Annotated in this window: 26 protein-coding genes; 2 read left to right on the forward strand and 24 right to left on the reverse strand. The window is 44.3% G+C overall.

Annotated features, from left to right (window positions below):
• Nucleotides 1-41: 41 nt before the first annotated feature.
• The 10 genes from BI182_RS12815 to BI182_RS12860 all read right to left on the reverse strand — a co-directional run bounded on the left by BI182_RS12815 (nucleotide 42) and on the right by BI182_RS12860 (nucleotide 12,992).
• Entirely contained in the window at nucleotides 42-3,470 is a 3,429-nt protein-coding gene (locus BI182_RS12815; protein ID WP_187389231.1) for a pyruvate carboxylase, read from the reverse strand.
• A gap of 187 nt (nucleotides 3,471-3,657) precedes the next feature.
• A complete protein-coding gene (locus BI182_RS12820) occupies nucleotides 3,658-3,987 on the reverse strand; it encodes a hypothetical protein (RefSeq protein ID WP_070371814.1) in 330 nt (109 codons plus the stop codon).
• A 2-nt stretch (nucleotides 3,988-3,989) separates the two neighbouring features.
• Nucleotides 3,990-4,286: a chorismate mutase gene (locus BI182_RS12825; protein WP_070371813.1), complete on the reverse strand. Its 297-nt coding sequence runs from the start codon at nucleotides 4,284-4,286 to the stop codon at nucleotides 3,990-3,992.
• Nucleotides 4,287-4,297: 11 nt separating this feature from the next.
• Nucleotides 4,298-5,377 carry a chorismate synthase gene (gene aroC / locus BI182_RS12830; protein ID WP_286808424.1) on the reverse strand — a complete coding sequence of 360 codons (1,080 nt, stop codon included), beginning with the start codon at nucleotides 5,375-5,377 and terminating at the stop codon, nucleotides 4,298-4,300.
• Entirely contained in the window at nucleotides 5,355-6,656 is a 1,302-nt protein-coding gene (gene aroA / locus BI182_RS12835) for a 3-phosphoshikimate 1-carboxyvinyltransferase (RefSeq protein WP_286808425.1), read from the reverse strand. Before aroA ends, aroC begins: the two co-directional genes overlap by 23 nt.
• A gap of 269 nt (nucleotides 6,657-6,925) precedes the next feature.
• Nucleotides 6,926-7,993 (reverse strand): 3-dehydroquinate synthase, encoded by a 1,068-nt coding sequence (aroB, locus tag BI182_RS12840; RefSeq protein ID WP_286808427.1) that lies wholly within the window; start codon nucleotides 7,991-7,993, stop codon nucleotides 6,926-6,928.
• A 319-nt stretch (nucleotides 7,994-8,312) separates the two neighbouring features.
• Nucleotides 8,313-9,245 (reverse strand): ABC transporter permease, encoded by a 933-nt coding sequence (locus tag BI182_RS12845; protein ID WP_070371809.1) that lies wholly within the window; start codon nucleotides 9,243-9,245, stop codon nucleotides 8,313-8,315.
• Nucleotides 9,246-10,310 carry an ABC transporter permease gene (locus BI182_RS12850; RefSeq protein WP_286808430.1) on the reverse strand — a complete coding sequence of 355 codons (1,065 nt, stop codon included), beginning with the start codon at nucleotides 10,308-10,310 and terminating at the stop codon, nucleotides 9,246-9,248.
• Nucleotides 10,295-11,833 carry an ABC transporter ATP-binding protein gene (locus BI182_RS12855; protein ID WP_286808441.1) on the reverse strand — a complete coding sequence of 513 codons (1,539 nt, stop codon included), beginning with the start codon at nucleotides 11,831-11,833 and terminating at the stop codon, nucleotides 10,295-10,297. The genes BI182_RS12850 and BI182_RS12855 overlap by 16 nt, the downstream gene beginning before the upstream one ends.
• Before the next feature lie 64 nt (nucleotides 11,834-11,897).
• Nucleotides 11,898-12,992, reverse strand: a complete 1,095-nt coding sequence (locus BI182_RS12860) for a BMP family ABC transporter substrate-binding protein (RefSeq protein ID WP_070371806.1) — start codon at nucleotides 12,990-12,992, stop codon at nucleotides 11,898-11,900.
• Between the two features lie 418 nt (nucleotides 12,993-13,410).
• Between BI182_RS12860 and BI182_RS12865 the strand changes: the two genes are divergently transcribed.
• Complete coding sequence (locus BI182_RS12865; protein ID WP_286808443.1) at nucleotides 13,411-14,031, forward strand: MarR family transcriptional regulator; 621 nt, start codon at nucleotides 13,411-13,413, stop codon at nucleotides 14,029-14,031.
• A 58-nt stretch (nucleotides 14,032-14,089) separates the two neighbouring features.
• Here the strand turns inward: BI182_RS12865 and BI182_RS12870 are convergent, their stop codons facing one another.
• The 10 genes from BI182_RS12870 to pdxR all read right to left on the reverse strand — a co-directional run bounded on the left by BI182_RS12870 (nucleotide 14,090) and on the right by pdxR (nucleotide 21,467).
• Nucleotides 14,090-15,448 carry an HdeD family acid-resistance protein gene (locus BI182_RS12870; RefSeq protein WP_286808444.1) on the reverse strand — a complete coding sequence of 453 codons (1,359 nt, stop codon included), beginning with the start codon at nucleotides 15,446-15,448 and terminating at the stop codon, nucleotides 14,090-14,092.
• 75 nt (nucleotides 15,449-15,523) lie between these two features.
• On the reverse strand, nucleotides 15,524-16,234 hold the full coding sequence (locus BI182_RS12875; RefSeq protein ID WP_286808446.1) for a hypothetical protein: 711 nt from the start codon (nucleotides 16,232-16,234) through the stop codon (nucleotides 15,524-15,526).
• Between the two features lie 3 nt (nucleotides 16,235-16,237).
• Nucleotides 16,238-16,798, reverse strand: a complete 561-nt coding sequence (locus BI182_RS12880; protein ID WP_286808447.1) for a PilN domain-containing protein — start codon at nucleotides 16,796-16,798, stop codon at nucleotides 16,238-16,240.
• Between the two features lies 1 nt (nucleotide 16,799).
• Nucleotides 16,800-17,762: a type IV pilus biogenesis protein PilM gene (pilM, locus tag BI182_RS12885; protein WP_286808449.1), complete on the reverse strand. Its 963-nt coding sequence runs from the start codon at nucleotides 17,760-17,762 to the stop codon at nucleotides 16,800-16,802.
• Between the two features lie 4 nt (nucleotides 17,763-17,766).
• Entirely contained in the window at nucleotides 17,767-18,189 is a 423-nt protein-coding gene (locus tag BI182_RS12890; protein WP_286808451.1) for a hypothetical protein, read from the reverse strand.
• Complete coding sequence (locus BI182_RS12895) at nucleotides 18,186-18,689, reverse strand: type II secretion system protein (RefSeq protein ID WP_286808453.1); 504 nt, start codon at nucleotides 18,687-18,689, stop codon at nucleotides 18,186-18,188. The genes BI182_RS12890 and BI182_RS12895 overlap by 4 nt, the downstream gene beginning before the upstream one ends.
• Nucleotides 18,682-19,092, reverse strand: a complete 411-nt coding sequence (locus BI182_RS12900; RefSeq protein WP_286808455.1) for a type IV pilus modification PilV family protein — start codon at nucleotides 19,090-19,092, stop codon at nucleotides 18,682-18,684. Before BI182_RS12900 ends, BI182_RS12895 begins: the two co-directional genes overlap by 8 nt.
• A complete protein-coding gene (locus tag BI182_RS12905; protein WP_286808457.1) occupies nucleotides 19,082-19,576 on the reverse strand; it encodes a prepilin-type N-terminal cleavage/methylation domain-containing protein in 495 nt (164 codons plus the stop codon). Before BI182_RS12905 ends, BI182_RS12900 begins: the two co-directional genes overlap by 11 nt.
• 9 nt (nucleotides 19,577-19,585) lie before the next feature.
• A complete protein-coding gene (locus tag BI182_RS12910; protein WP_228882455.1) occupies nucleotides 19,586-19,975 on the reverse strand; it encodes a competence type IV pilus major pilin ComGC in 390 nt (129 codons plus the stop codon).
• A 97-nt stretch (nucleotides 19,976-20,072) separates the two neighbouring features.
• Nucleotides 20,073-21,467 carry a MocR-like pyridoxine biosynthesis transcription factor PdxR gene (pdxR, locus tag BI182_RS12915; RefSeq protein WP_286808460.1) on the reverse strand — a complete coding sequence of 465 codons (1,395 nt, stop codon included), beginning with the start codon at nucleotides 21,465-21,467 and terminating at the stop codon, nucleotides 20,073-20,075.
• Between the two features lie 100 nt (nucleotides 21,468-21,567).
• Here pdxR and BI182_RS12920 point away from each other — a divergent pair, with 100 nt between their 5' ends.
• Nucleotides 21,568-22,419, forward strand: a complete 852-nt coding sequence (locus BI182_RS12920; protein ID WP_228882459.1) for a pyridoxamine kinase — start codon at nucleotides 21,568-21,570, stop codon at nucleotides 22,417-22,419.
• Between the two features lie 89 nt (nucleotides 22,420-22,508).
• Here the strand turns inward: BI182_RS12920 and BI182_RS12925 are convergent, their stop codons facing one another.
• The 4 genes from BI182_RS12925 to BI182_RS12940 form a co-directional block, all read right to left on the reverse strand.
• A complete protein-coding gene (locus BI182_RS12925) occupies nucleotides 22,509-23,201 on the reverse strand; it encodes a regulatory protein RecX (RefSeq protein WP_286808463.1) in 693 nt (230 codons plus the stop codon).
• 50 nt (nucleotides 23,202-23,251) lie between these two features.
• On the reverse strand, nucleotides 23,252-23,815 hold the full coding sequence (locus tag BI182_RS12930; protein WP_286808464.1) for a hypothetical protein: 564 nt from the start codon (nucleotides 23,813-23,815) through the stop codon (nucleotides 23,252-23,254).
• A gap of 278 nt (nucleotides 23,816-24,093) precedes the next feature.
• The gene (locus tag BI182_RS12935) at nucleotides 24,094-25,434 is read right to left on the reverse strand and encodes a M23 family metallopeptidase (protein ID WP_286808466.1); all 1,341 of its coding nucleotides are present in this window, start codon (nucleotides 25,432-25,434) and stop codon (nucleotides 24,094-24,096) included.
• 149 nt (nucleotides 25,435-25,583) lie between these two features.
• Nucleotides 25,584-26,885: an amidase domain-containing protein gene (locus tag BI182_RS12940; protein ID WP_286808468.1), complete on the reverse strand. Its 1,302-nt coding sequence runs from the start codon at nucleotides 26,883-26,885 to the stop codon at nucleotides 25,584-25,586.
• Between the last annotated feature and the right edge of the window lie 9 nt (nucleotides 26,886-26,894).

Genomic DNA, 26,894 nt, shown 5'->3' on the forward strand with positions numbered 1-26,894 from the left:
TGATCACTTCTTTTTTTAGCTATAACGCCTGTAATGAATACTTATTCCATTTCGACTATCAATTCTCCGGATTGGACACTTTGTCCTTCGGAGACGTAAATTCGCTTGACTTTGCCGTCTTCGCTGGCGACCATTTCGGTTTCCATTTTCATCGCTTCAACCACAACCAGCGCCTGGTTTTGTTTAACCGCTTCACCTTCGTTAACCAGTACTTTTAAAACCGTTCCCGGAATCCCTGAGCCAATCTGTTTCGAATTTTTAGGATCAGCCTTCAGCATCGTAACCTTCTGTTTAGCTGAAAGACTGCGCTTGTCTTCAATGTAAATTTCCCGACGGAAACCATCCACTTCGAACATCACCGGACACATCCCCTCATCATTGGGTACGCCAATACTAACCAGCTTAATGATAAAGCGTTTGCCCTTGGACACTTCAACGTCGATAACCTCACCCACTTTAAGGCCATAGAAGAAAGCATGACTTTCCATTCGCATGAAATCGCCGTATTCCTGAAGAAATTCAAAGTATTCTTTCATAACCTTGGGATACAGAGCAACACTTAATACTTCACGATCATCCAGCTCAACGCCAAATTCTTCCTGGAAATCTTTTTTTATTTTATCAAAATCTTCGTCCGGTAACAGGATTCCGGGCCGCACAGTGATCGGTTCGATGCCCTTTAAGACTATCTTTTGCAGCTCCGGATCAAAGCCACCTTCCGGCTGCCCGATCATGCCCTTATAAAAATCCACCACTGAATCCGGGTAAGCTAATTCCTTGCCCTTGGTTTTAATATTGTCGACAGTCAGATCATTTTGAACCATAAAGATAGCCAGATCTCCAACTGTTTTTGAAGAAGGGGTTACCTTGACAATATCTCCCAGCATCAGGTTGGCTTCCAGATATTTTTCCTTGACTTCTCTAAACTTATGGCCCAAACCAAAACTTTCCACCTGAGCCCGGAGGTTGGAATACTGGCCTCCCGGAATTTCCAGCTTATAGATTTCCGTCGATCCGGATTTCATTTCCGATTCAAACTTGCTGTAGACCTGACGGGTGGTACCCCAGTAATCGGATAAAATCTGGAGTTCATCTTCATTTAATCCGGTATCCCGAGGGGTGTTTTTGAGTGCCGCCACAATCGAGTTGAGCGCTGGCTGCGAGGTCAAACCGCTGACTCCATTCAAAGCCGCATCGGCAATATCAGCGCCAGCCATTTGTCCAAAGAGCACCGTGGCTACTCCGTTACCGGTAGTGTCGTGGGTGTGCAGATGGATTGGCATACTGACTTCCTGTTTTAACGCTTCAATCAGTTTATAAGCGGCGCCTGGTTTTAATAAACCCGACATATCCTTAATCGCCAGAATATGTGCCCCAGTTTTTTCAATTTCCCGGGCCATTCTCAGGTAGTAATCAAGATTATATTTGGTTCGGGAGGTATCGAGAATATCGCCGGTATAACAGATGCTGACCTCAGCAATCTTATCAGTTTTTAAGACCTCATCAATAGAAATTTTCATTCCGTCCATCCAGTTGAGGGAGTCGAATATCCGGAAAATATCAATCCCACTTTTGGCTGCTTCCTGTACAAACGCCCGAATGACGTTATCCGGATAGTTTTTATAGCCCACGGCATTGGCGCCACGAAGGAGCATCTGGAACAAAATATTGGGTACCCGCTTGCGCAGTTCATCCAACCGTCGCCAAGGTGATTCTTTTAAGAAACGATACGCCACATCAAAGGTTGCGCCGCCCCACATTTCCAGAGCAAAGAGATCAGGTACCAGGGCTGCGGTTTCCCGGGCAATCTTGATCATATCCCGGCTCCGCACCCGGGTCGCAGCGATGGATTGATGAGCGTCTCTAAAGGTGGTATCAACCAGCAACAGTTTTTCCTGATCCTTGATCCATTGCACCAGGCCAGCTGGCCCCTGTTCATCGAGTATTTGTTTACTGCCCCGGAATTCGGTATCCACGGGAATGGTGGGGATATAAGGTTCATCATAATCCGGCTTGTTACCGAAGGTTTCATTGACGATGATGTTTCCGAAATATTTGAGAACGTTGGATGCTTCACTCTTTTGATCTTCAATTTCAAACAGTTCCGGATGATCATCAATAAACTTGGTATCACATTTTCCGCCGATAAAGGTGGGATGCTGAAGCACATTGATCAGAAAATCCTTATTGGTCTGAACCCCTTCAATTTTCATCTCCTTGAGTCCCCGTACCGCTTTACGACGGGCATCTTCAAAGTTTCTGGAAAATGCGGTGCTTTTTACCAGCAGGCTATCATAATAGGGGGTGATTTCAGCACCGGTAAAACCATTACCGCCATCAAGACGAATCCCAAAGCCACTGCCGGTACGGTAGACATCCAATCGTCCGGTATCTGGCATAAAGTGATTTTTCGGGTCTTCTGTGGTAATCCGGCATTGGATTGCTGCGCCCCGGGTTTCAATCGCATCCTGACTGGGAATGCCAATTTCGGCCGAATCCAGTGGTAAACCCTGGGCAATTAAAATCTGCGACTGAACCAGATCGATGCCAGTAACCAGTTCGGTGACGGTATGTTCCACCTGAATTCGGGGGTTCATTTCAATGAAATAGTGATCGCCCTTTTTATCAACCAGAAACTCAATCGTTCCGGCATTCCGATAATTGACTTCCTTGGCCAGTTTCAGGGCATCCTTGCAGATGGCCTGACGCTGCTCGTCATTGATGCTTAATGAGGGTGTAAATTCAACGATCTTCTGGTGGCGACGCTGGATTGAACAATCCCGCTCAAAAAGATGAACTACATTGCCGTGGTGATCGCCAAGGATCTGTACTTCAATATGTTTCGGTTCTTCCAGATATTTTTCCACAAAAATGGTCCCATCACCAAAAGCCTTGGTTGCTTCACTGGTAGCCGAATGGAACTCTTTTAAGAGGTCTTTTTCTTCCCGGACAATTCGCATTCCCCGACCGCCGCCACCTGCAGCTGCTTTTAGAATAATCGGATAGCCGGCTTTCTTTGCAAACTCCAGGGCTTCCGAATCCGAGGTAATTGGTTTTTCAACTCCAGGAATGGTTGGCACATTGACACTTTTGGCAACAATCTTCGATTGAATCTTGTCACCCATTTTTTCCATCATTTCATGGGTTGGTCCGATAAAGACAATTCCTTCTTCTTCACAGCGTTTTGCAAAAAGTGGATTCTCCGAAAGAAAACCATACCCAGGATGAATGGCATCGACTTCTTTTTTCTTGGCCAGGGTAATGATCTTATCCATATCCAAATAGGCTTCCACTGGACCACTGGTGCCAGTGATCAGGTAGGACTCATCAGCCTTGGTTCTAAAAAGAGACAGCTTATCTTCCTGCGCATAGATGGCTACGGTATGAATGCCCAGTTCCTGACAGGCCCGAATAATCCGGATGGCAATTTCTCCGCGATTGGCGATTAGTACTTTATTAAACTTCTTCATCTTTCCTTCTACTTTCCTGCATGCATTTTTATGCATCCTAATTCTCATTTGCAAAAAATTAATTGTAGCTATTATATAAAATTGTACAGAAATATTAAAGCTATTTTTTCAGGAATATCAAATTATTTTTTTCAGCTGCTTTTTCGTCTGCAGTTCTACCTGATTTCGCCTTAAAACGGATTTCTCGTCACTTCTGCTTAATGTTTACTTTATTTAACTTTTCGTCTGTTACCCGGCGGCGATATTTTTTCACCACCGTCATATCTGTTTTTTGGGGAGCCCGAACAATTCTTCTTGGAATTCGTTGATACGGTTTCGAATTGCTCCTTGCTTCATCAATTTCCTTTGCTTTGGCTTTTTCGATCCGTTCATTTTCCAGACGTTGAAAACCATAGCGTCTTTCGGTTTCTGCTTCCATCTTCTGGTTATCCGAATAAAGCGTCGTTGAGAGCCGTCTAACCAGAAAATAGCCAGGAATCACAATCACCAGCACAATTATCAGCATTCCGATATCCATTGCTATTTGCCTCGCTCCGTGATTTCCTTTTTTTGTATCCAGTCTTTCTGGTACGCCTTGCTTGAAACCAGAATTTCATTCAGAAACCGTTCATATTCTTTTCCATAATTCTTGTTTTTCAGCTGGATCAGATTTTTTTTCAGCATTTTTTCTTCCCGACTTTGATCGAATATATTCCCGTGGTTACTGTATTTATATTCAGCGACTGCCTGGATACAATCCATCCGCTGTTCAAACAACACCCGCATCTGAGCATCGATCGCATCGATTTCATTTCTGATTTCATCTAATGACTTCAATGGCAACCTCCTTAAATTAAAAAATCAGCCAGACAGATGGCAGTGGCAGCTTCCACCACCGGAAAGGCCCGGACAACAATACAGGGATCATGACGCCCCTGTATGGTCAGGACAGCCTCTTTTCTTTCTGCCAGATTAATGGTCTGCTGTTCTTTACCAATAGAAGGTGTCGGTTTAAAAGCCACCTGAAAAACAATTGGCATCCCGTTGGATATTCCGCCATTGATGCCGCCGTTATAGTTGGTAACTGCCTCGATCCGTCCATCATTGATGCGCAGGGCATCATTGGTTTGAGACCCTCGCAGGCTAACCACCTCAAAACCAGCGCCAAAGGTCACCCCTTTGACTGCCGGAATGGAAAACAGTAGGCCCGCTAAACGGCTTTCGATGGATTCGAAAAAGGGATTGCCTATTCCCGGTTCCAGACCGGTAATAAAGCCTTCCACCAAACCACCCACCGAGTCCTCATCGGCCATCGCCGCAATGATCTCCTGTTTCATGGCATCTTCCAGTTTGGCATGATAAAGGGGAAAGGCCGGGTTTTTAAAGCCCTGAATCAAATTTTCATAAACCTTCCAGTCACAAATCTCAGTGTCCTTGACATTCCCGATCGAAACAATCCGACTGCCGATTCCCAGCTCTGGTCGGATCACTCGGATGATCTCTTTGGCGATGGCTCCGGCAAATACCAAAGGTGCCGTCAAACGACCGGAAAAGTGGCCGCCACCGCGATAATCCTGAAAGCCACCATAGCGCACGCTTGCCGCATAATCAGCGTGACCCGGTCGCATCAGATCTTTGGTTTTGGCATAATCACCGGAACGGGTATTTTCATTGCGGATCAATCCGGCCAGCGGGGCCCCGGTGGTTTTACCATTGAAAACACCACTGAGGACTTCAATCTGATCGCCTTCCTTTCGGGGCGTGGCCAGCGGATTTCCCCGGGCGGCCCGACGATTCAGCTCATTCTGAACCCGCTCCAGATCGATGTCAATCCCAGCCGGAAGGCCATCAATAACGGCACCAATGCCATTGCCGTGGGATTCTCCAAAAATCGAAACTTTAAATTTATTTCCCCAGGTCGAGCCCAATCCACTCACCTCCCATTACCATGAAGTCTTCCCAAAAATGAGGGTAAGATTTATTAACAGCTTCCGCACCATCAAGAATAATTTTGCCGGTAGCACAAATCGATGCAATCGCCACCGCCATGGCAATCCGGTGATCGTTATGACTCGTAACCTGGCCGCCGGTGAAACGGTCAACCCCATGAATCACCAGACCATCGGCAGTTTCTTCCACCTTGCCGCCCAGTTTGTTCAGTACATCAGCGGTGGCCATCAAGCGATCCGATTCTTTAAAACGGAGCCGCTCGCCATTGATAATCGTGGTGGTACCCTTGCTCAGACTACCAACGACTGCCAATATCGGAACCAGATCCGGGCACTGGGATACATCAATAATGGTTCCTACGGTTTCGGCTTTTTTGACAATTAATTTGTCAGCGCCAATACTGATATCGCCACCCATTTCTTTTAAGATGTCAACTATCACCTTATCCCCCTGTTGTGACGCAACATTCAAATCAGAACAATCCATCTGTTTGCCAATGGTACCCGCCACCAGCCAGAATGCGCCCTGAGAAAAATCACCTTCAACCCGATAGTTGCAGGGGGTATAGAACTGATTCCCTTTGATCACAAAACGCTGATCCTTGTCATTGATAATCGCAATTCCAAAACTCTTTAAAACGTCCAGCGTGATATCAATGTAGGGTTTGGATTCCAGCGTTGAAGTGAGTTCGATCACCGAATCGCCATTGAGTAGCGGCAGGGCAAAAAGCAGCCCGGTAATAAACTGGGAGCTAACCCCGCCATTAATCTGATAAACGCCCGGTGTCAGCATTCCTTCCACTGCCAGGGGTAAATCCTGGTCTTTATTAAGATGTTCATACTGGATGCCTTTTTCAGCAAATATATCATAATAAGGTTTCATCGGCCGGGTAACCAGCCGTCCTTTTCCGGTAATAATCGCCCGCTTCGGCTGCAGCAACACAATCGGGATGATAAACCGAAGCGTTGACCCCGATTCGTTGCACTGGATCGTCTCCGCCTTTAGCGCCAGTGGATCACAGCCCTTAATGGTCAGGGTAAAACGTCCATTAAGCTCTTTCTGATAGCTGATCCTGGCTCCCAAAGCGACCATGGCATCACAGGTGGCAATCATATCCTGAGACATCAGCACATTTGAAATCACGCTTTCACCCTTAGCCAACCCCGCCGCAATTATCGCCCGGTGACTGACACTTTTTGACGGCGGTATTTCCAGACTGCCGCTTAATAACCTTGGTGTAATTTCTATCGTTCTCATTTTCTTCCTCTTAATTTTCTGTTTTCACTCTTTCGGCTTCACAAAAGACAACCCAGTACCGACAATTGTTACATCATGTTGTACGCATCAAGGCGGACACGGCGTAGCCTGTCCGAGCTTGCGCAAAGGCAACGAGCCAATCACAAGCTGGCTTGTAGTTGGCGACTGCCTGCGACCAATGCGAAAAGAGCATTGCGAATTTCGCATTGGTGTGGCGAACAACAGATTAACAATTGGTCGGTACGGTCTTCTAACTCTTTTTTTAACTACTATCTAAACAGTTCGATGGCCTGGGGTTTCTGGATTTTAACAATCTGGGCCTTGCCAATTTTTTCCAGGGCACAGATGTAAAGCGAGTCATTCTCAAATTTTTTGTCAGTGAAGAGTATTTCCTGTACCTTGTCCAGAGGCATCTTCGGCAGTTCGGTTGGCAGCCCGTAATTCTCCAGAATTTCGATGATGTTGTCGTAGGTATCTTTCTGACTGATCCCTTCAGCAACGGTTTTCTTGGTGATCTGAGCCATGCCAATGGCCACCGCTTCACCGTGTGAGTATTTCTTGAATTTGAAGTAGGTTTCCACAACGTGACCAATGGTGTGTCCGAAATTCAAAATCCGGCGCAACCCCTGTTCATGCTCATCAGTTTGAACCACATCCCGTTTAATCTGACAACACTTGGCAATGATCTCTTCCATATCTTCAACCAGATCCTCATAATAGGTATAACCCATCAGCTTAACAAACAGTGGTGCACTGCTGATACAACCGTATTTAATGACTTCGGCCATCCCATCGATCATATAATGATCTTCCAGGGTTTCTAAAAATAAGGGATCGATGATCACAGCCCGGGGTTGATGAAAAGCCCCCACCAGGTTTTTGCCATAATCCAGATCAATCCCAACCTTACCGCCAACACTGCTGTCTACCTGAGCCAATAGTGAGGTCGGCACCTGGATCAGATCGATGCCGCGAAGATAAGTCGCCGCACAAAAGCCACCTAAATCACCAACCACGCCGCCACCCAGAGTCAGAATGGCATCACTGCGGGTGATATTGCATTTAATCAGTTCATTGTAAATCTCGGCGGTTTGGGTCAAACACTTACTGGCTTCTCCAGGGGGAATGACGATGCTGTAAACCTTGGGCCCAGCTTGACGAACCTGCCGTTCCACCTCACCTAAATATTCTTTGGCGACATTTTTATCGGTGATAATCACCACCTTATGATACTGGGAAAAGAGCGCTTTCATTTGGGACAACCGCCCTTTAATACCTTTTTCAATAATAATCGGGTACTGGTGTGTATTCTCTGTTTTGCAAATTAATTCCTTCATTCTCTCGGCTCCTTTAAAATCTTAACCTTTATTATATCATAGTTTTTTCAATTTAAAACCATAAAGCACGTTGCCATCCTTAAAATAGTTTGAGTATTGTTTACACCTGTCTCTCCAACGAGGACAGATTAATTTATAAAAGAACCGTCTTTTTAAAGACGGTTAATAAAACACTAAAGCAGTACCGACAATTATTAATCTGATTGTACGCATCAGGGCGGACATGGCAGAGCCTGTCCGATCCCGCGGCGAACAATAGATTAAAATTGGTCGGTACGGTAGCTTACGCGGCAAACCTAAATAAGACGGTCTTTTGTACTTAGCGATCTTCCTTGAAATAGTTTTTACCGAGCCAGGCCGGTTCTTTTTTGTTGCTGCTCTTGCGCATCGAGGTAAAGATCAGGACGAACACGGTGGCCAGATACGGTAGCGCGGTAAACAGGTAAATGGAAACCGGTAGGTTGTATTGCTGCAACCAGAAGCTGGCAATATCCAGGGCTCCAAAAAAGTAGGCCCCCAGCATTGCCTTACCAGGATTCCACATGGCAAAAATAACCAGTGCCACGGCAATCCAGCCCCGGCCGCTGACCACATTAACCGGATAAATACTGATGTAGACCAGCGATAAAAAGGCGCCGCCCAGCCCACAGAGAGCTCCACAAAGAGCAATGTTGAAATACTTGTACTTATCGACCGGGATGCCACTGGCATCGGCTGCCACCGGGTTTTCTCCGACCATCCGGGTATTTAGTCCCCATTTGGTTTTATAGAGATAAATATATATGGCAACGACTAAAAAATAGGAAAAATAGACATAGACACTCTGATTAAAAAAGATCTGTCCGAGATAAGGAATGTCTCCTAAAATCGGTAGCTTAACTGGAGCAAAAAAAGTGGTAATTGCTTCCGGTACTTTTTTCCCGACAAAGTTCTTACCAAAAAAAGCAGCGAAGCCAACGCCAAAAATACTGAGCGTAAGGCCGGTAACCACCTGATTAGCCTTTAAACTAATCGTCAAAAATCCATAAATCAGGGCTCCGGCAGCACCGGCCAAAGCGGCACAAAGAACCGCCGTATACGGATTACCAAAAGTAAACCCGGCAATAAAGCCAATGACGGCACCCATTTGCATCATCCCCTCGACCCCCAGATTGAGGTGTCCAACTTTTTCCGAAATAATTTCTCCCAGAGTTGCATAAAGCAGGCAGGTTCCGGCTTTAACCGCTGCTGCCAAGAAAAAAACAAATTCCATTTATGCAACCTCACTTTTCGTTTTATCAGAAACCAACCGATACTGCAGGACAAACTCGCTGCCCAAAATAAAGAACAGAATAATCGCCTGAATCATTTCTGCTACTGAACCAGGGATCTGGAAAGCCGTCTGAATATAGGAAGCTCCCTGAAGCAGCACTGCAAAGGCAAAGGAATTGACCACCACAAAGGGAACCTTAAGCCCCGACAGCCAGGCCACAATAATGGCGGTAAAACCCAATCCACCGGTAATTTCAGTTGACAGGGCCCCACTGACTCCAGTGGTTTGCATCATCCCGACCATTCCGCATAAACCACCGCTGACCAGTGCGACAATGATAATGGTTCTGGTGACATTAATCCCAATGTAGCGGGCGGTGTTTTCACTTTCACCCAACACCGCTATTTCAAAGCCAATTTTAGAACGATTCATAAAATAATACATTGCCAGCACAATGATCACCGCCATCAAAATACTTAAATTAAAGCCACCCGCACTGGGCAGTAAGGCATTTTCCGGAAGATTGGCAATTTTGGGCATCCCGTTGGCCGCCGGATCTTTCCAGAAATCATACTGCAAGGCTGTTACCAGCGTCAGCGCAATGTAGTTGAGCATTAACGTGAACAGGGTTTCATTGGTTCCGAATCGGGCCTTGAAAAAGGCCGGAATCATCAGCCAGACGGCCCCGAACAAAAATGAAACAATGATCATCAGCACGAGCATAACCGGCAACGGCAAATCCGGAAGGAGCCGAACCACCAGGGTGGTTCCCACGGCGCCCATCAGAAACTGTCCCTCGGCACCGATATTCCAAAACCGCATTTTAAATGCCACCAGCACCCCCAGAGACAGAACCAGTAAGGGGACCATCTTTTCAATGGTTGCCGCAAAGCGATAAAGCGAACCAAAGCAGCCCTGGACAATCCCGATATACAACTCAAGCGGATTCGCCCCGGCTACCAGGACAATGATCGACGCCACGGCCAAAGCGGCCAAAACAGCTGATAGCCTGACAATTATTTTTTCCCGAGTTTTCGGAACTTCTTTTTTTACGATATGGAGCATGCTTCTTCTCCTTCACTTCTTACCCCGGACATCATGAGTCCTATGGCTTCTTTGGTGGTTTTTTTAGGATCGACAATTCCGGTGACCCGACCTTCACATAAAACCATGATGCGGTCACACAGACTCATCAGCACATCCAAGTCTTCACCAACATACATGATCGGTTTCATTTTTACTTTTTGTTCATTGAGCAAATCGTAGATAATCTGGGACGATCCTACATCCAACCCTCTGGTGGCATAAGCAGTCACCAGCAGTTTCGGTTCCAATTCAATTTCCCGGCCCAGCAAAACCTTTTGAATATTACCACCCGAAAGCAAACTGACGGCATGATTCTCAATGGCTGGGGTTGATACATTGAGTCGTTCCACCAGGGCTTCGGCCTTATCACGGGAAACTTCTCGGGAAATCCCCAGACCTTTTTTATTGCGGTAGTCTTTCAACAAAACATTATCAATAATATCCATCGAAGAAACCAGCCCCATCCCCAGACGATCCTCCGGCACAAAACTCAGACTAATCCCCATCTGGCTGATTTTCTCAGGATTTTTCCCAACAATGTTTTCACCTTCGAAAATAATTTCTCCCGATTTAATATGATAGAGTCCTGCGATTCCTTCACATAATTCTTTCTGTCCACTACCGGCAATACCAGCTACTCCCAGAATTTCCCCGGCATAAAGATCAAAGCTGACATGATCCAGAATATGAACCTTATTGCGATCGATGGCTGTAATGTCTTTTACTTCCAGGCATTTTTTGCCCCGTTCCACTGAAACATAGGGGACATTAAGTTCCATCACGTCGCCAACCATCATTCCGGCCAATTCCTGGGGCGTGGTTTCTTCCTTATTCACCGTTTGAATGGTAGTGCCCTTGCGCATAATCGTAATCCGGTCACTGATTTCCATGACTTCTTCCAGTTTGTGGGTAATAATAATGACCGAACAACCCGTCGCCACCATTTTTTTGACGATTTCAAAGAGATTATTTATTTCCTGAGGGGTTAATACCGCAGTCGGCTCATCGAGTATTAAAATATCGGCCCCCCGATACAAAACCTTAAAGATTTCCAGACTCTGCTTCTCAGCGACTGACATTTCATAAACCTTTTTATTGGGATTAATGTCCATTCCCAATTGTTCGATCAATTTCCCCATCTCATCTAAAATCTTTTTCTTATTTAAAAAAGGACTTGTTTTTCGACTACCGGCAGCCACGTTCTCCATGGCTGAAAATACGTCCACCAATTTATAATGCTGCGGCAGCATTCCAATGCCCAAATCCAGCGCTATCTTAGGCGAGCTGATATTAACAGGCTGTCCCTTCACTTCGATCTGTCCTTCATCCGGCATATAAATGCCATTTAGAACATTCATCAGTGAACTTTTACCCGCTCCGTTTTCTCCTAATATCGCATGTACCTCTCCCTTTTTTAATGAAAATTCCACATGATCCAGGGCTTTGACCTTGCCAAAAACCTTTGTGATGTTCTCCATTTTAACGACATAATCATTGTTCATGCTTTCACCTTTACTAAAAATAGCGGACAGAGCCCAAAGACTCTGTCCGTTAAACCGTTTTTTACTATTTTAAACTACCAACTACATTGTCTACAAACCAATCCATGCTCAACAGCGCTTCATCGGTCATGGATGTTCCAGCCGGTACTTTTACAGCGCCCGTCTGATCTTTTAACTCACCAGCAAAGATAACCAGCGAACCAGATTTAATTGCTGCTTCAGCCGTTTCAACCTGACCTTTTGCGGTTCCTGGCGCCAGTGCTGTCAGTTCGTCCAACAGGACAATTCCGTCATTCATACCACCCCAGTATTGCTGCGATTTCCAGGTTCCGTCAATCACTGACTGAACTGAATCAGTGTAGTAACCACTGAAATCCCAAAGCGGTGCAGTCATGTAGACTTCCGGCATGGTTGTCGCTGCGCTTAAATCATAACCGATTGATAGCTTACCTGCTTCTTTGGCAGCTTCCATGGTTGCTGTTGAGTCCTGATGTTGTGCAGTTACATCGCAACCTTGTTGAATCAGTGCTTCAGCTGCCGCTTTTTCAACCGTTGGATCATACCAGGTGTTGGTCCAGGAAACATTAACGGTTGCCGCTGGATTTACTGATTTCACACCCAAAGCGAAGGCGTTGATTCCGCGGATAACTTCGGGAATCGGCATAGCCGCAACATAAGCAATTTTATTTGTTTTGGTTGTTAAACCTGCAACAATACCTGACAGGTATCGAGGTTCTTCAATTTTTCCAAAGTAAGTTCCTAAATTGTCCGCTGTCATGTAACCTGAACAATGTTCAAATTTTACGTCCGGGAATTCTTTAGCCGCTTCGACCATTCCATCCATGAATCCATAACTGGTTCCGTAAATGATGGTACATCCCTGGTCAACCATATCTCTGATGGTTGATACAACAGCGCTTTTTTCTTCGGGGACATTTTCTTTAACAATGGTTTCGACTTTGCCACCCATGTTTTCAACCATTTTTGCCCGACCATTGTCATGTGCCTGTGACCAGCCACCATCATCCGCTGGCCCAACGTAGATAAAGCCCACCTTGGTAACCTCATCTTTTTTGGATGTTGATCCCGAACTGCATCCGGCAACGCTTACAACCACTAAAACCAGTGCAAGCATCAATACTCCCAATCTTTTTTTCATTCTCTTCCTCCTATTTTCTAATCTGGTCTAGAACGATTAAGAAAACAGTCCTAGCCATGATAATATTTTAACTAAAAAACAATTAAAATGCAATCTAAAAAAGTTGAATAAATCGACTGGCCGGACCATGTTTTTATTGCACTTACGCGATAAATTCGGTATTATTATATTGTAACCAGGGTGAACCAGATTCTTCACCCTGTTAATAAAGTCGTTTGCAGGTAATTGCGAAATCGCCATCAGCATTGTGTCCAGTTTCGTACAATACAATTTCTACACTATACAGTAGACAGTTCGATGATCTGTTCGCCTACACGTTACCAAAATATTTGATGAAACTGCATAAAAAGCAATTTTGCTCGCTATTTTTAAATTCGCAAGTGCCTAGAAACCATTTTGTATTGAAAGGAGTGTCATTTTGAAAAAAGAGAAGAAAAGCAAGAAACCGGAAAGCAAAGAAGCAAAAGATTCGAAGAAAGAGTCCAAGAAGAAAAGTGTAGCTGAAGAAAAAAAAGCAGGTACCGTTCCTAAAAAAGAGAAACTCAACCTGACAAATTCCGTTTCCCCGGATTCTGTTGCTGATCTTGCCGCAGTCAAGCAACTGATGATCGATTCTGCCGTGCTTTACCAGAATATTCTTATTTTACCCCAAACATTTACAATCGATGAATCAACCTATTCTCTATATCCTTCCGAACTGAAAGCCCTGGATATGATTGGACAATTTACTGGTATCAACCTGACCCAATTGGCAAATAAACTGGGGATTTCAAAAAGTGCCATTTCAAAGTGCACCTCCAAACTGCTTGAAAAAGAATTGATCGAAAAAGAAAAATCGCCGATTAACGTTCGGGAGGTGGTCTTTACCTTGACCCCGAATGGTCAATTTATTTTTAGTCAACTCGAATCCACCAACGCCAAACTGTTCGAGCCCTTTAATCAGTCGCTGGCTGAATTCTCAGCTGAGGAGATTAACAACCTTCATCGCCTGTTTGTAACCATCAAGTCCAGTCTGACTGAAGTTATCAATCGTCAATAATACTACCAGCCACTTGTTTTAGCAAACAAGTGGCTGAATTTTTATAAAGTGATCCGCCTTATAATTCTTCCTGGCGGGCAATTTCTTCCGTATTGCCAAAGGTTTCCCGAGAGTATATCTTTTTCTCATAAATTTTAGTACCCGGTCGTTCCAGTGCCCCCATAAGAAATTGATAATAGGCTCCCGGCGTAACGATGTTACCGGTCGCCGGCTTTTCAAAACCGGTATTCTCAAACAGTGAATCCGCCACCTTGACGCAATTGGTATTCAGCGCGAAATAGGTCTTTAGCGGCCCCTTCTTAAATTTATAAAACCGCGCCCCGGTACCTTTATAGATAACATCTTCTACACCCGTGTAATCCCCTGGTGCCAGCATTCCCTGCTCTGCCAATTGGGTGTCACAAAACCATTCAAACATATTTTCCTGAAAGCGGCGATAATTCTCCTTAATGATCGCCAACTCATCATCATTAAAAGCAACTTTAAACGAGATCAGCACTTTCCCATCATGGATAACGGATTCCCGCAAATAGCGATCCTTATCACAGATAAAAAGCACCCCATCACTCATGGCTCCGCCCAAACGGTAGGAGTGTCCGTCAAAATTCCCGTAAGACAGGGCTTCATTTCCAAAAATCAGATCAACATGCCCAAACGCTTCCATAAATTTTTTGGATAAGTGCACCAGAATTTCCACATTCATGGGATTAATTCCGGCTTTTTCCGGCACCAAAACTTCCTGAGATAATATATAGGCGTTGGCATCTTCAGAAGCGACCTTTGCATCATATTTTCTAATCAGCCCCATCGGTACAAATATTCCCAATAATGATGGCAGCGCAATCCGCATTTTTCGCTGCATCCGCTTCGCCGTCTTGCTCATCTGTTCCTGCGTCTCCCAATCATTAAAAGCGTCAAACAGTAACGTCACCCCATACCAGATCAGATAGAGTCCCGATACAATGGCAAAGCTCGCTGTCTGAAAATAACTGTTGATAAGCAGATAAATACCAAAAATAAAATTAAGCACCCCACTGATAAAGTAAAAGCCGTAATTAGGCACCCCATCCCGCCAATAGGTTACTGCGGAAATTAATTTGGCAATACTGTTAATCACCACATAAATTGCAAATACATACGGAATCAGTTCAGCGACAGTCAGTCGGAAATAAAACAAGGCCACCGCAAAACCTAAATTGACCAATGCCCCGATTACAGTCATTCGTTTGCTGCCACCGTGGGATTTAAAAAAGACCGAGACAAGATTAATCAAAGCAAAAACCACCAACGCCGCCATCAACAATACAACCAGTTGTTCCACCGAAGTTCTTGGGTGACTGATCATATATATACCAATTACCCCAATACCAATACCTGAAAGCGTTCCAATGATTCGCTTCGTTTTTTTCTCGTTCATTTTACTACCCCTCTCATCGACTGTATTGTTATTATTTTTTTGCGATAAACAAAAATGCCAGCTGTTTTTTAAACCTTACTTAAGCGCTTCGTCCAATTGATCCCCCATCACAGTTACTTGATTATCCCGGTTATCGGCCAGAATTCCGAAACTTTCCAGACGCATTCGCAACCGTTTTTCACCCATCGCTTCTGCTTCTATTTCATAACTGATAACCCGAATCACCGGTACACACCGATCCAGTTCACTGAAAAAATCAATAAAGGCATCATCATTTCCGGTGCATACCACAACATATTCGCAGCGCGTTAAAATCTTACCATCAGGCCCGATAATCGTCTTTTCGTCGCTGTTTTGAAAATCCTGGTTAATCTGCATCCCCAGACTTTCATCAATTTGGACATCCGCTGCTCCAAACTCCACAGATATCACTCCCACCTTTGCCACTTCAGCCATCCTGCCAATATTCTCATACAAACTGACCGTATCCAACCGTTCTGGCAAATGACTCCGGTTATCGTCCAATTGTTGACTGATCACTCTCAACTCGTTTAAATAGTGCTCTTCGGACATTTTGTCAGGCAGTTCCATATTATAACGTTCTTTTTCTGCCAAAATCAGCTTTTTTTTACAATAACTTTCATATTTAGGGATGACTACTAAAGCCATCAGTATTACAATCACTGCTCCAGCAATTATGCCTTTTTGAATTTTTAGGTTTGTCTGGCGAGTTGTTCTCGTTCCTGAGTTGTTTTCACCGGATCTCCTTGCCTTTTTGCTTTTCACCGTTTATACCTCAGCTATTTGAATGTCGAGTGTAAATTCCCATGATTCTTCCATCGTGATTTTATCAGTCGAAACGTCATTTTTTCTTGTGGTGCTAACCATATTAATCATTTCAAAAACCGCCAAATTGGCAAGCCTTTCTTTAAACTCAAGAATTTCCTCTTTCTTTTTGGTTTCTCCTGAAATAATCAACCGGCCCTCCTGGTAGTCATAATTCGTCAGAAGCATCCCGGCGGGCAGCACTTTGTTAATTTCTGACATCGTTAGATGTGGCAACGCCTTTCCACTGCTGATCGTTTCTAAAAGCAACTGTCGATGTTCGAGTATCGCTTTTTGCTGGTTAAGATTGGTATAAATAACCTGGTACTCTGCTTTATTCTCAATTAACATTTCGAGTTGTCTGATCTCAGTCTGACAGGATGCCTCAAGAAACGATAAGATCCCATAAATTACCAAAACACCCAGCAGTGCTCCGATGAAGATTATTAGACCTTTTGATCGTGTTTTATCGGGCCGCTTCTTTTTAACCGAATTCACCGGCAACAAATTCATTTCATGCTTCAAATCAATTTTTTCCTCCTCTGGTCTGCGCATATTTCATCAAACCGCATACGCATGGTGCGACTAAACATAATTGCACCCGGGAAATTTGTTCGGCAAAAACCAGGCTCTCGTTCGCCTCCAGCAGAACATCAATCGACTGCACGTCCTTTCCCATCGACTTCGACAGGTATTCCCGAACCCCAGGATGCAGACTCTCGCCTCCCATCAAATAAATAGTTCCATCCTGACCGACTTTTTCGCAGCCCAGCGGGGATATAAAAATCTGCTCGACCACTTTTATTATCTGCTGTAAATAAAACGCCCCATCCCAACCGCTTTCCAATTCAATCTGATGGTTCTCACTAAGGACGTTTCCCTTATAATGGAAAAAACGGGTGCTTCGACTGCCAATATCAATTATCAGGGTTGACTGACCGTCTCGTTCAATCAGCAGTGAATCAAGCGGATAGAATTGCGGAACGATGGCATTTAAGCTCCGACCATTTTTTTTAAAGAACCGTATATATCTGGTCAGTTGCGCTTTTTTTATCGCAACGCCCACTACATCCAATGTCTGTTCGTCCATCCCCAGGCATTCAAACCATTGGTTCTGAACCCGAGCAACAAAATCAATTCGCCAATGATCCAGGTCTTCTGAAGTAAGCAGTTGCATCTGCCAGTAAATTGCGTCTTCCAAATCAGAAAGAGACATCATTGGAAAGGTAAACGTTGCTACCATCATCTCAGCTTGATTAATTAACAACATTACCTCATCCCTACGGTGATAGCCTTTAAATAATGACCGAAAAAGCTTACTGGTTGCCCGCTTGGTTTCAGGATTTGTTTCAGGCCAAATCAGTTTCGGATTTTTTTCAATGCGAAAATCGATAATTCGGACTGATCCCGAATCATTGACTTCACCTAAAACGATTTTAATCAACGCTTCTCCCCAATCAATGACCCAAAGTCGCTTGCTCTTTTTCAACGGACTAAACACCCCCTAACATCTTCCAGTTAAACTTTACAATCTGACCTCCCGGTACGGCCGTCAGATCGGGCTGCAATTCGATTGCACCACTAAAGTTTTTTTGATAATCACGATATTCACTTTTGACCTCCACATAGCGCAGATGGTCCGCTGTTTTAAAAACACGAATTTCATAAAATCCACCATTTTCATCAGTTTGCTTCCCGTTTGTTCCTGAATAATTGACATCTCTTTCCAATTCAGCCTGTAAAATCGCCAACGCATTTTTTCCTGTCAAAATCGACAATTGATAATCCTGATTGTGAACATTTGCCTGCAGTTCGGCCATACCCCGGGTTAATGCATAACCTGCGCCCGCTGCCATAAGAGCCACGACCACCAACACCAACGGCAAGACAAAACCATTCTTATTTGTTGTAATCATACGAACTCCACCACTCTTCCATGGGAAATGACTGTTTCCCGATAATATACAGCACCCTCAATGGCCAGACTGTATCGGATAATAATTTCCTGATTGGACCCGAGTGACAGTGAAAATGACTGGAGGTGATTAAGAAATTGACTATTACCACCAGACCCAATCGGGGTTAATCCATTTTTGAAAACCTTATAGCGTCTTAAAAATCCGTTGCTATAGAGATAATAATTATAATAAAGATCCGGACTTTCCAGATCCTGAAGATAGATCCGATTGTTTTTATAATAGATTTTTTCTGATTTCAGCACCTGTTTTTGAAAATACAGTGCGATATAGCGTTCGTTATAATACAATTCCTGATTGATTTTTGCCTGATTACTGATTGTATTGATGTAGATCAATCCGGATAACAGCATCCCAAGAACCAGGGAAATTACCATCAATGCAGTCAGTACTTCAATCAGGCTGAATCCCCGGTCATTTTCAGATTTACGGTTACTCATACTGACTCCAGAAAACCTTAATATGAAACAGCTTATCCAAATTGTTTTCACCTTTATGAATAATCTCAAGATGATACAAACTGGCTTGACTGTCCTTTCTTAATCCCGCCAGTTCGTAGTCCGGATACTTGCTTTCTAAGATGACCTCAATGGCTTCCTGCTGGTCTCCTGTTGATCCGTTTTTTAGGGCAAGATTAATTTCATCAGCAATGCTATTAATTTCAACCGATTGTAAAAAAATGGCTTTTGATACGATTTCTGTTTTTATGACCATTCCATATAGACCCAGAATCATTGCCAAACCAAATCCACATACCGCTATGGCTATAATGGCTTCGATGAGCGTATATCCGACTGATGGTTTGATTGGCTGCCAAAAACCCCTTATATGCTTATGGTTCATCTAAATAAATCCTTCCATTTCCCACCTGGACGACGATTTTTCTGACCACACCATTGGCGCCAGTGAGATAGACCGTCCCACCCTGGGATACAGTTCCATGTTCGTAAAGCCTTAATACTGCCGCACCGGTATAGTCTCCTGTGAAAGTCAAGGTTTCCACGGCAATAAAATCCCGATGACTCACCCCGTTTTTGGTCCAGATCACCTGCATCCCCGAACTTAGAAACCGCACCTGTCGCTGGTATCCATCCATTATTGCCTCATTCTGATACTGAAGCAAAGCGTATAGAATACGATCACACTCGGCGTCATAAGCGTTTTGGTTAAACGAACTTCGGCTGGCAAAACCGGTGCCATACAAAAAAACTGTCAACAGTGATAAAACCGCAAGGGATACCAGCAATTCCATCAACGTGTAACCGGCATTCCCCCGCAACTCATTATTATGTATCTCCCTTAATCGGGATGATGTAGTCGTTTCCATAATGAACTGCTAATTACCTGGACTGGCTACTAAACTGATCGCTTCTGATGTGGCATCATAACTAAAACTCTTCCCCTTACTCACCGGTTTAAGTTCTGCATTTTTTAGATAGCCAACACGATGTAATTCTGTAACCAGTTCATTAAAGGTATCCACTCCCGTTGGCAACTCCCCTTTTTCAGCCTGATAGAGCTCAATGGCGCTTTCAACAATGCGGATATTCGCCTGATCTGTCTTTTCCTGAGAATTTGCGAGAACACCGGTAAACCGTGGAATAGCTAAAGCCGCCAATGCCCCTAATATTGCAATCACGACGATCATTTCCATCAGTGTAAACCCGTTAAGATCATTTCGTCTGTGACGCTTCGGCTTGCCATTTGCTTTGCATTTACTTCCCATTTTTATCTCCTATCTCTTTTTACTCGATATTACCACTCTTGGAAAATAAAAAAAAGAGTAAATATTTAGCTTATTTACTCTTTGCACAACATAATCATTACAAATCCCATGCTTTTTTTAAAATCCCAATCCCGTTGTGAATCTGTTCATCGGTGAGCGAACCGTATCCCAGCAAAACCATACTTTTATAATGCTTTGGCAAACCGTGGATAAAATAGGGTGATACTGGATAAACCCGGATCCCCCTGGCCAGGGCCCGGTGATACATTTCTTCTTCCGTGAGGCCATTATCAAGCTGTACCAATAGATGATGACCGGCATTTTCCCCGGTGATTTTGACCTGACTGCCCAGGTTTTTTAACGCATTCATCAAAACAATCCGCTTTCCTTTATAGACTTTCCTCATTTTATTCACATGTTTTTCAAAAAATCCACTGGCAATAAAGGCTCCAATCATTTTTTGCTCCAAACTGGAAACCGGTGAGCTGATAGCCTCCGCCGTTTCCTGATAGGCCTTTAGCAATTCTCCGGGTAATACCATGTAACTGATCCGGAATGACGGAGCGATCGATTTTGAAAAGGTACCCATATATATCACCCGGCCACTATTGTCAATACTCTGCAGCGACGGCAACGGCTTTTCATTATAACGAAATTCACTGTCGTAATCATCCTCAATAATATAGTTTCCTTCTTCCTGGTTGGCAAAATTCAACAATCGAATCCGTCGATCGATCGGCATACTCATCCCCAGAGGAAATTGGTGGGAAGGCGTTACATAAATTGCGACATTCGAATAATTTTTCAGCGGTTCTATTTGAATCCCCTTTTCATCAATATCGACGGAAATAACCGGGTTGCCCATTTTTTCAAAAATATGATAGGCTTTTAAGTAAACCGGATTCTCCAATATCACCGGTTTATTTCGGCCCCACAGCAGCCCTAAAATCTGTAGGAGATGATCGGTCCCTGACCCAATGATGATTTGCTCCGCATGACAGCGCACTCCCCGGGAGTGATAGAGCAAATCCACCAGAGCCTTTCTCAGCTCCAGTTCCCCTTGAATATCGGGTTTGTTTAATAAGTTGTTATCATACTCATTAAAAGTCGATTTGAATATTTTCCGAAAGGCATCATAGGGGAAAATCCGCTGATCGATGGCATTGGGAGAAAAATCAATTGTAACCACTTCTGTTTTTTTTATTGTCGCTCTTTTATCCTGAATGCGATTGGCATCTTTCACAAGATAGGTTGCGATCTGACAAACAAAGTAACCCCTTTTGGGAATGGCTTCCAGGTAGCCTTCCGCCACCAACTGACTATAGGCTGTATCCACTGTATTCACGCTGACTGCCAGATGACTGGCCAGACTTCGTTTGGACGGAAGTTTCTCCCCATATTTCAAGTTGCCGTCCGTTATTTCCTGCTTGATAAATTCATATATTTCTACATACAAAAAGGAACCTTTATTTTTGAATGGGATGGTAAGCATTGCTCCTCCTAATCTGAATCCATAGTTTTTTGATTAACTGAGACTTTCCACAGGTTCAATTTTAGCATATAATAGACTTAATTTAAACAAGGAGATTCAAATGCAAAATAAACAAAAGCGGGTTGCCGCGATCCATGATATATCCTGTGTCGGCAGATGTTCTCTGACTGTAGCGCTGCCGATTATCTCCGCCGCTGGATTTGATACCAGCGTCTTGCCCACCGCCGTTTTGTCCACCCACACTGGTGGTTTTACGGATTTTACCTATCGCGATTTAACCGCCGACATCCGTCCAATTTCTGATCACTGGCAATCGCTAAAGCTGGAATTTGATGCATTGTATAGCGGTTTTTTAGGCTCCTTCGAACAGATCGATTTGGTTGCCAGTCTCTTTGATCGCTTCCGTACAGAAACAAACCTGATCCTGGTGGATCCGGTAATGGCCGATCACGGCGAGCTGTATTCGATTTATACGCCCGAAATGGCCAAGGGGATGACCACCCTTTGCGCCAAAGCGGATATCATCGTTCCCAATCTCACCGAAGCCGCCTTGCTCTTGGATGAGCCGTATATTGGTGAAGACTACGATCAAAACTACGTCGAAGGCTTATTACTCCGATTGTCCCAACTGGGTTCCCCAAAAGTAGTGGTCACCGGTATTTCATTTGACCCCTCCAAACTGGGAGCGGCTACCTATGATGCAAAATCCCGTACGTTTGACTACGTCTTTAATGACCGGGTGGCTGATTACTTCCATGGTACCGGGGATATTTTTGGAAGTACGCTACTGGCCGGACTGCTAAGCGACTTTAATTTACAAGAAGCCACTCAGATCGCCGTGGATTACACCCGGGAGTGTATTCTAAAAACGGTGGAGCTCCAGCAGGAAAAACGTTATGGCGTGTGCTTTGAACGGGCTATTCCTTATTTGATAAAACGTTTGGGATTATAATTGTAAAAATTAGCTGCCATTTTGATAACACTATTTGGTCCATCGGTTATCTATAAAAAAATCGGGCGATCAACAATCTCCTGATTTTTTTATTCGTCCAGCAGCTCTTCTTCCATCGCTTCGATCTTTTCATTGATCAACTCATAGGGATAACCCCGACCCATTAAACTCTTTTTGATCTGATAGATCAAGACTTTTCCTGCTAGCCCTTTTTGGCGCTGAGTGCGCAGATATTTTTGAAAGTCCCGATCCAGCTTTTCTTGCTGCTTTTTTTCTTCCCGAACCAAGTCATCTGCCGATAATTCCATGAATTCGTCAGTTAATTCCAGGTTTTTGATCACTTCCAGAACCATTTCGGTGGGGTAACCCATCCGCCCCAGTTTTTCGTACACTTTTTTTTTCTGTTGGAATGGCGTTTGACCCTTTAATAGCACCAGGCTTTTTTTTGCCACCATCTCACAACAGTGCATTTCCACTTCTCTGGGAAAAAGATCAACCAGTGAAAGCAGTAAATCATCGCCAAGGCCCCGCTTTTTGAGATCCTGAAGCAGTCGCCGGGAGCCATAATAATTCAGCTGTCGATTGTTCTCCAGATAATTTTTCAGATATACTGCATCGTCAATATAATGGTATTCATCCAGCTTTTGCATCACCTCAGCAATAATCGTATCCGGGACGTTCTTTTTCTTCAGGTATCCAACCATTTCACTGCTGGTTCGTGACTTAAAAGACAGATATTTTACCGCCAGATCCATTGCTTTTTCCCGACTTATTTCACCCATCGCACTCCTCCTGTAAAAAAACACCAGCCACAGCTGGTGTTTGGTCGATTTTATTTTAAATGGACTTTTAAGGCTGTTAACATCGTTGCAAAATCCTTTGTTTCCGATAGCGGCACCGTAACTTCCACACATGTTATCCCACTGGTATTTTTGTTGTTACTTAAATTCTTATATGCCGCAATGACACTTTCTGCATCAGTCAATGATGTCATCGTCCCTATTTTTTCGCCATCGACTAAAACAGCTGCGCCGTCTACATAAAGCGCAATGCCTTTGCTGTTTAAGACATTAACACAGGTATCTAAATCCATGGGATTCTCGACCCGTGCCGGGAGCAGTTGAAATCCATTGCCCAAATGAAGATTATCATAATTGTAACATTCTCTGAGGTTGGTTTCAATCCGATCAACTGCCGATTTAAAAACACCCGAATTCTGCACATAACCAAGACTTTCGCCATGATAAAAAACTTCATATCCCTGGGTTTGAGCACTGACAACCCCCACAGATGCTAATATAAATAGTATCATAATGGTGACAATACTACTGCGCTGCCGCTTTCTTTTTCGTTGTATTCGTCGTTTTTCTCTTTCAATCTTTACAGTCTCGTCCATTTATTTACCTCTTGTATTTATTCGTTACGTTTTTGTTACATTATGATACCATATTATTATCTGTTCTGCAAGATTTTTGGTAAAAAAAGACACCGTCATTTCGGTGTCTCAGACTGTAAAAAAGCTAACCCAGTACCGACAATTGTTATATCATGTTGTACGCATCGGAGCGGACACGGCATCGCCTGTCCGATTCCGCAGCGAACAACAGATTAATAATTGGTCGGTACGGTAGTTTTGCGATAACCTCAGTCACAGTTATTTCGGTGTCTGATGGTTTAAATATAATCGCCGCTACTGATATTGAAGTAATTGCCAATCGGCTGGGCCTCATCATTGACCCGTACTTCAAAGTGGACATGATTGGCAGTGGACGATCCGGTCGATCCCATTCCACCAATACGCTGACCCTGGGTAACTGCCTGACCTTCTACTACATCCACCGAACTGAAGTGTCCATAAAGGGTTGAATAGCCGTTGCCATGATCAATGATCACACACTTGCCATAACCACCATACCAGCTGGACAAGGTGACCGTTCCCGAGGCCGCTGCATAAATGTCAGTTCCTTCGCTGTTTAAGATGTCAACCGCAGCCGCCCGATAATGATTGCTGTAGTAGCCGCCATCGTAGTCACGGAGAATTTCTCCTACCCGGCCACTGGCCGGGATCATAAACTGAGCCTGAGGCGTCTCTTTGGCCGGTTCTACCGCCGGGGTTTCAGCAGCCGGGGCTTCAACCGCCGGTAGCTCAGCAACCGGTTCTTCCGGAATATCAGTTATTGGTGGTTCAGTGATGGGATTTTCCTCTGTCGGCGCTTCGACCACGGGAGTGTCCACCACTGGTGCTTCATCAACTGGAGATGTTTCCGGCTGGATATCCTCAACAACAACCTCAGTCACCGGTGCTTCAATAACTGGTACGTCTTCAACCGGTACCTCTGCCACTACCGCCGGGGTTTCTGTCGCTTGATTTACTGGTGTCTCTGACGTATGACTCGCAGCCACACTGGCAGTGTTTGTCTCCGGTTCAAGAATTGGTTCTTCTTCAACTACAGCCGCAACCGAGCCCGTTTGAAGCTTTTCGGCATCTGTGATGGGTGTTTCCTGAGAAGCTGTCGCTGCAGCTGGTTCCACATTGTCAACACGGGCAACCAAAACCTCCGGCTGATTATTCTTTTCCTCGGTTCTGATGGCAGTTATGACTTGGGTTACTTCTTCTGTTGTTAAAAAATCTGTAGATCGGGCCGTCCGGATTTCATAATCGCTACCTTCCCGGTTTCTTCGTCCACTTTTATCAGCACTGGTATCACCAACTGCTGCTTCCAGTACTTCCAGACTGTCAATATAGCCAATACTGGTACCTTTGTAAATCACCTCGTAGGCCCGGGTTTGCGCATCGACTGCTCCGGCTCCCACTAATACTAAAAAAGTACAGACCACCACTGCGGAGCCCCGCATTTTAAACAGCCGCCTTTTGTCTTTGTTCAACGTTTCCCCGTGATTGACATGTTCAATCTCTACGAATTCATCATGTTCAACTTGCTTGGTCGACCAATTAAATCGGTATTTTTTAATTCTTGCTCGGACTTTTTCAAAAAAATTCTGAGTTTTTTCCATGCCTCTCCTCCTGTTACAATTTATTTACATTTATGATACCATATGGCTTTATATTTTACAAGTATTTTGTATGTCTAAACGTTTTTTATTCGCTATGGTATTCGTTCATAAATCAGGAAGAAAGGGTATGACACTAAATACGGCTGCAACTATTGGCCATCGTTCCAGCCTAAAATTTTAATCAGTCGCAATTCCGAATAACCATAGGCACTGGCCGGATAATTGATTCGATCCGTGGTATTCGAATTAATGAGATAATCTGCCATTTTTCCATCGCTGTCCGTAATTACATCTGTAATGATAACCGAATGGAGCCAGTCGCCATTTTGTCCATATTGTAAAACATCGCCAATTGATCCCGAATAGACGTTCTCGTCAACAAGCGCCACCAGTCCATAGCCATCATTTTCGCTGGCGTAGGTGTAAAATTCCTCAACCCCGGTCCAGGCAGGGCTCCGACCCCAGTCCACTTCATCCAGATTCACTTCTTCGCCGTACCATTTCCATTTGTTGTCACCGTCGCTGTCCATGGGGATTCCACCAGCAAAAAGACACTGTGAAATATAATTATTGCAGTTACCACCGTAACGATCATAACTGCCATAAGCATCATTTCGCTCGACTTCAATGGCATCAACCCAGGTCATGGCGTAATCCAGTGCTGCCTCCGTATCATAGTCATGATCAACTGCTACTGTCTCGCTTTCCCATACCTCTGAATTAAAGTCATCCTTTTCCTCGGCCAAGGCTTCGATAACTGCCAGTGCATCACTAAGCAGTTCATCTGCCACCACCTCAGGATCGTCATAACTGCCTTCAATTGCTTCTTCCAGCATTAAAAAGCTGTCCTCGTCTTTATAATGTTCAGTGATGGCATAACCATCAGCGGTTTCCGTGAGATAAAAGGTGTGGGTAATCCCGGAACTGGAAGACTCCACATCGGGGATAAAGGCAAAGTTAACGGTATGGTCTTCTAACAGAACCACTTCGATCGCATCCGAATTGGTGTCAACGCTTGTCACAGTCAAGCCACATTGATAGTCACTCATTCTCAGATCATTACTCTGGTTTTGTCGCAGTTGGATCAGATAGTCCATGGCACTCTGATTGACCCAGGCATTTTCACCGGTGGGATCGACAAAAATCCCGGTAAGGTCCTCCGTTTCCAGATTGGCCATGGCACGGAAATAGGTTTCAAAATAGTCATTGATCGGTTTTAGCATGGCACTATCGATTGTCTCATCGCTCTCCCGAATTTTTATGTTGCCTCCGCTTTTAGCCGTATTACTTTCCGGTTTCGCATCAAAAATACTCCCAGCACTGGTCGCAACGGCATCTGAATTTGCCATGACACCGATAGACACGACACCCATTGCCATGATCGTCATGATCACCAGCCCGATCATTGTTCTTCTTCGTTTCCGCCTGATGGCATTTTTTCTTCTTTTCATTTCCCCACC

It is taken from the genome of Acetobacterium sp. MES1, assembly GCF_002237635.1.
Lineage (GTDB): Bacteria > Bacillota > Clostridia > Eubacteriales > Eubacteriaceae > Acetobacterium > Acetobacterium wieringae.

Excerpts from the sequence above, each read along its gene's own strand:
- BI182_RS12815 (WP_187389231.1), bottom strand. The coding sequence starts at position 3,470 with ATGAAGAAGTTTAATAAAGTACTAATCGCCAATCGCGGAGAAATTGCC.
- BI182_RS12820 (WP_070371814.1), bottom strand. The coding sequence starts at position 3,987 with ATGGATATCGGAATGCTGATAATTGTGCTGGTGATTGTGATTCCTGGC.
- aroA (WP_286808425.1), bottom strand. The coding sequence starts at position 6,656 with ATGAGAACGATAGAAATTACACCAAGGTTATTAAGCGGCAGTCTGGAA.
- aroB (WP_286808427.1), bottom strand. The coding sequence starts at position 7,993 with ATGAAGGAATTAATTTGCAAAACAGAGAATACACACCAGTACCCGATT.
- BI182_RS12845 (WP_070371809.1), bottom strand. The coding sequence starts at position 9,245 with ATGGAATTTGTTTTTTTCTTGGCAGCAGCGGTTAAAGCCGGAACCTGC.
- BI182_RS12850 (WP_286808430.1), bottom strand. The coding sequence starts at position 10,310 with ATGCTCCATATCGTAAAAAAAGAAGTTCCGAAAACTCGGGAAAAAATA.
- BI182_RS12855 (WP_286808441.1), bottom strand. The coding sequence starts at position 11,833 with ATGAACAATGATTATGTCGTTAAAATGGAGAACATCACAAAGGTTTTT.
- BI182_RS12860 (WP_070371806.1), bottom strand. The coding sequence starts at position 12,992 with ATGAAAAAAAGATTGGGAGTATTGATGCTTGCACTGGTTTTAGTGGTT.
- BI182_RS12870 (WP_286808444.1), bottom strand. The coding sequence starts at position 15,448 with ATGAACGAGAAAAAAACGAAGCGAATCATTGGAACGCTTTCAGGTATT.
- BI182_RS12890 (WP_286808451.1), bottom strand. The coding sequence starts at position 18,189 with ATGATTACAACAAATAAGAATGGTTTTGTCTTGCCGTTGGTGTTGGTG.
- BI182_RS12895 (WP_286808453.1), bottom strand. The coding sequence starts at position 18,689 with ATGAGTAACCGTAAATCTGAAAATGACCGGGGATTCAGCCTGATTGAA.
- BI182_RS12900 (WP_286808455.1), bottom strand. The coding sequence starts at position 19,092 with ATGAACCATAAGCATATAAGGGGTTTTTGGCAGCCAATCAAACCATCA.
- BI182_RS12905 (WP_286808457.1), bottom strand. The coding sequence starts at position 19,576 with ATGGAAACGACTACATCATCCCGATTAAGGGAGATACATAATAATGAG.
- BI182_RS12910 (WP_228882455.1), bottom strand. The coding sequence starts at position 19,975 with ATGGGAAGTAAATGCAAAGCAAATGGCAAGCCGAAGCGTCACAGACGA.
- pdxR (WP_286808460.1), bottom strand. The coding sequence starts at position 21,467 with ATGCTTACCATCCCATTCAAAAATAAAGGTTCCTTTTTGTATGTAGAA.
- BI182_RS12920 (WP_228882459.1), top strand. The coding sequence starts at position 21,568 with ATGCAAAATAAACAAAAGCGGGTTGCCGCGATCCATGATATATCCTGT.
- BI182_RS12925 (WP_286808463.1), bottom strand. The coding sequence starts at position 23,201 with ATGGGTGAAATAAGTCGGGAAAAAGCAATGGATCTGGCGGTAAAATAT.
- BI182_RS12930 (WP_286808464.1), bottom strand. The coding sequence starts at position 23,815 with ATGGACGAGACTGTAAAGATTGAAAGAGAAAAACGACGAATACAACGA.
- BI182_RS12935 (WP_286808466.1), bottom strand. The coding sequence starts at position 25,434 with ATGGAAAAAACTCAGAATTTTTTTGAAAAAGTCCGAGCAAGAATTAAA.
- BI182_RS12940 (WP_286808468.1), bottom strand. The coding sequence starts at position 26,885 with ATGAAAAGAAGAAAAAATGCCATCAGGCGGAAACGAAGAAGAACAATG.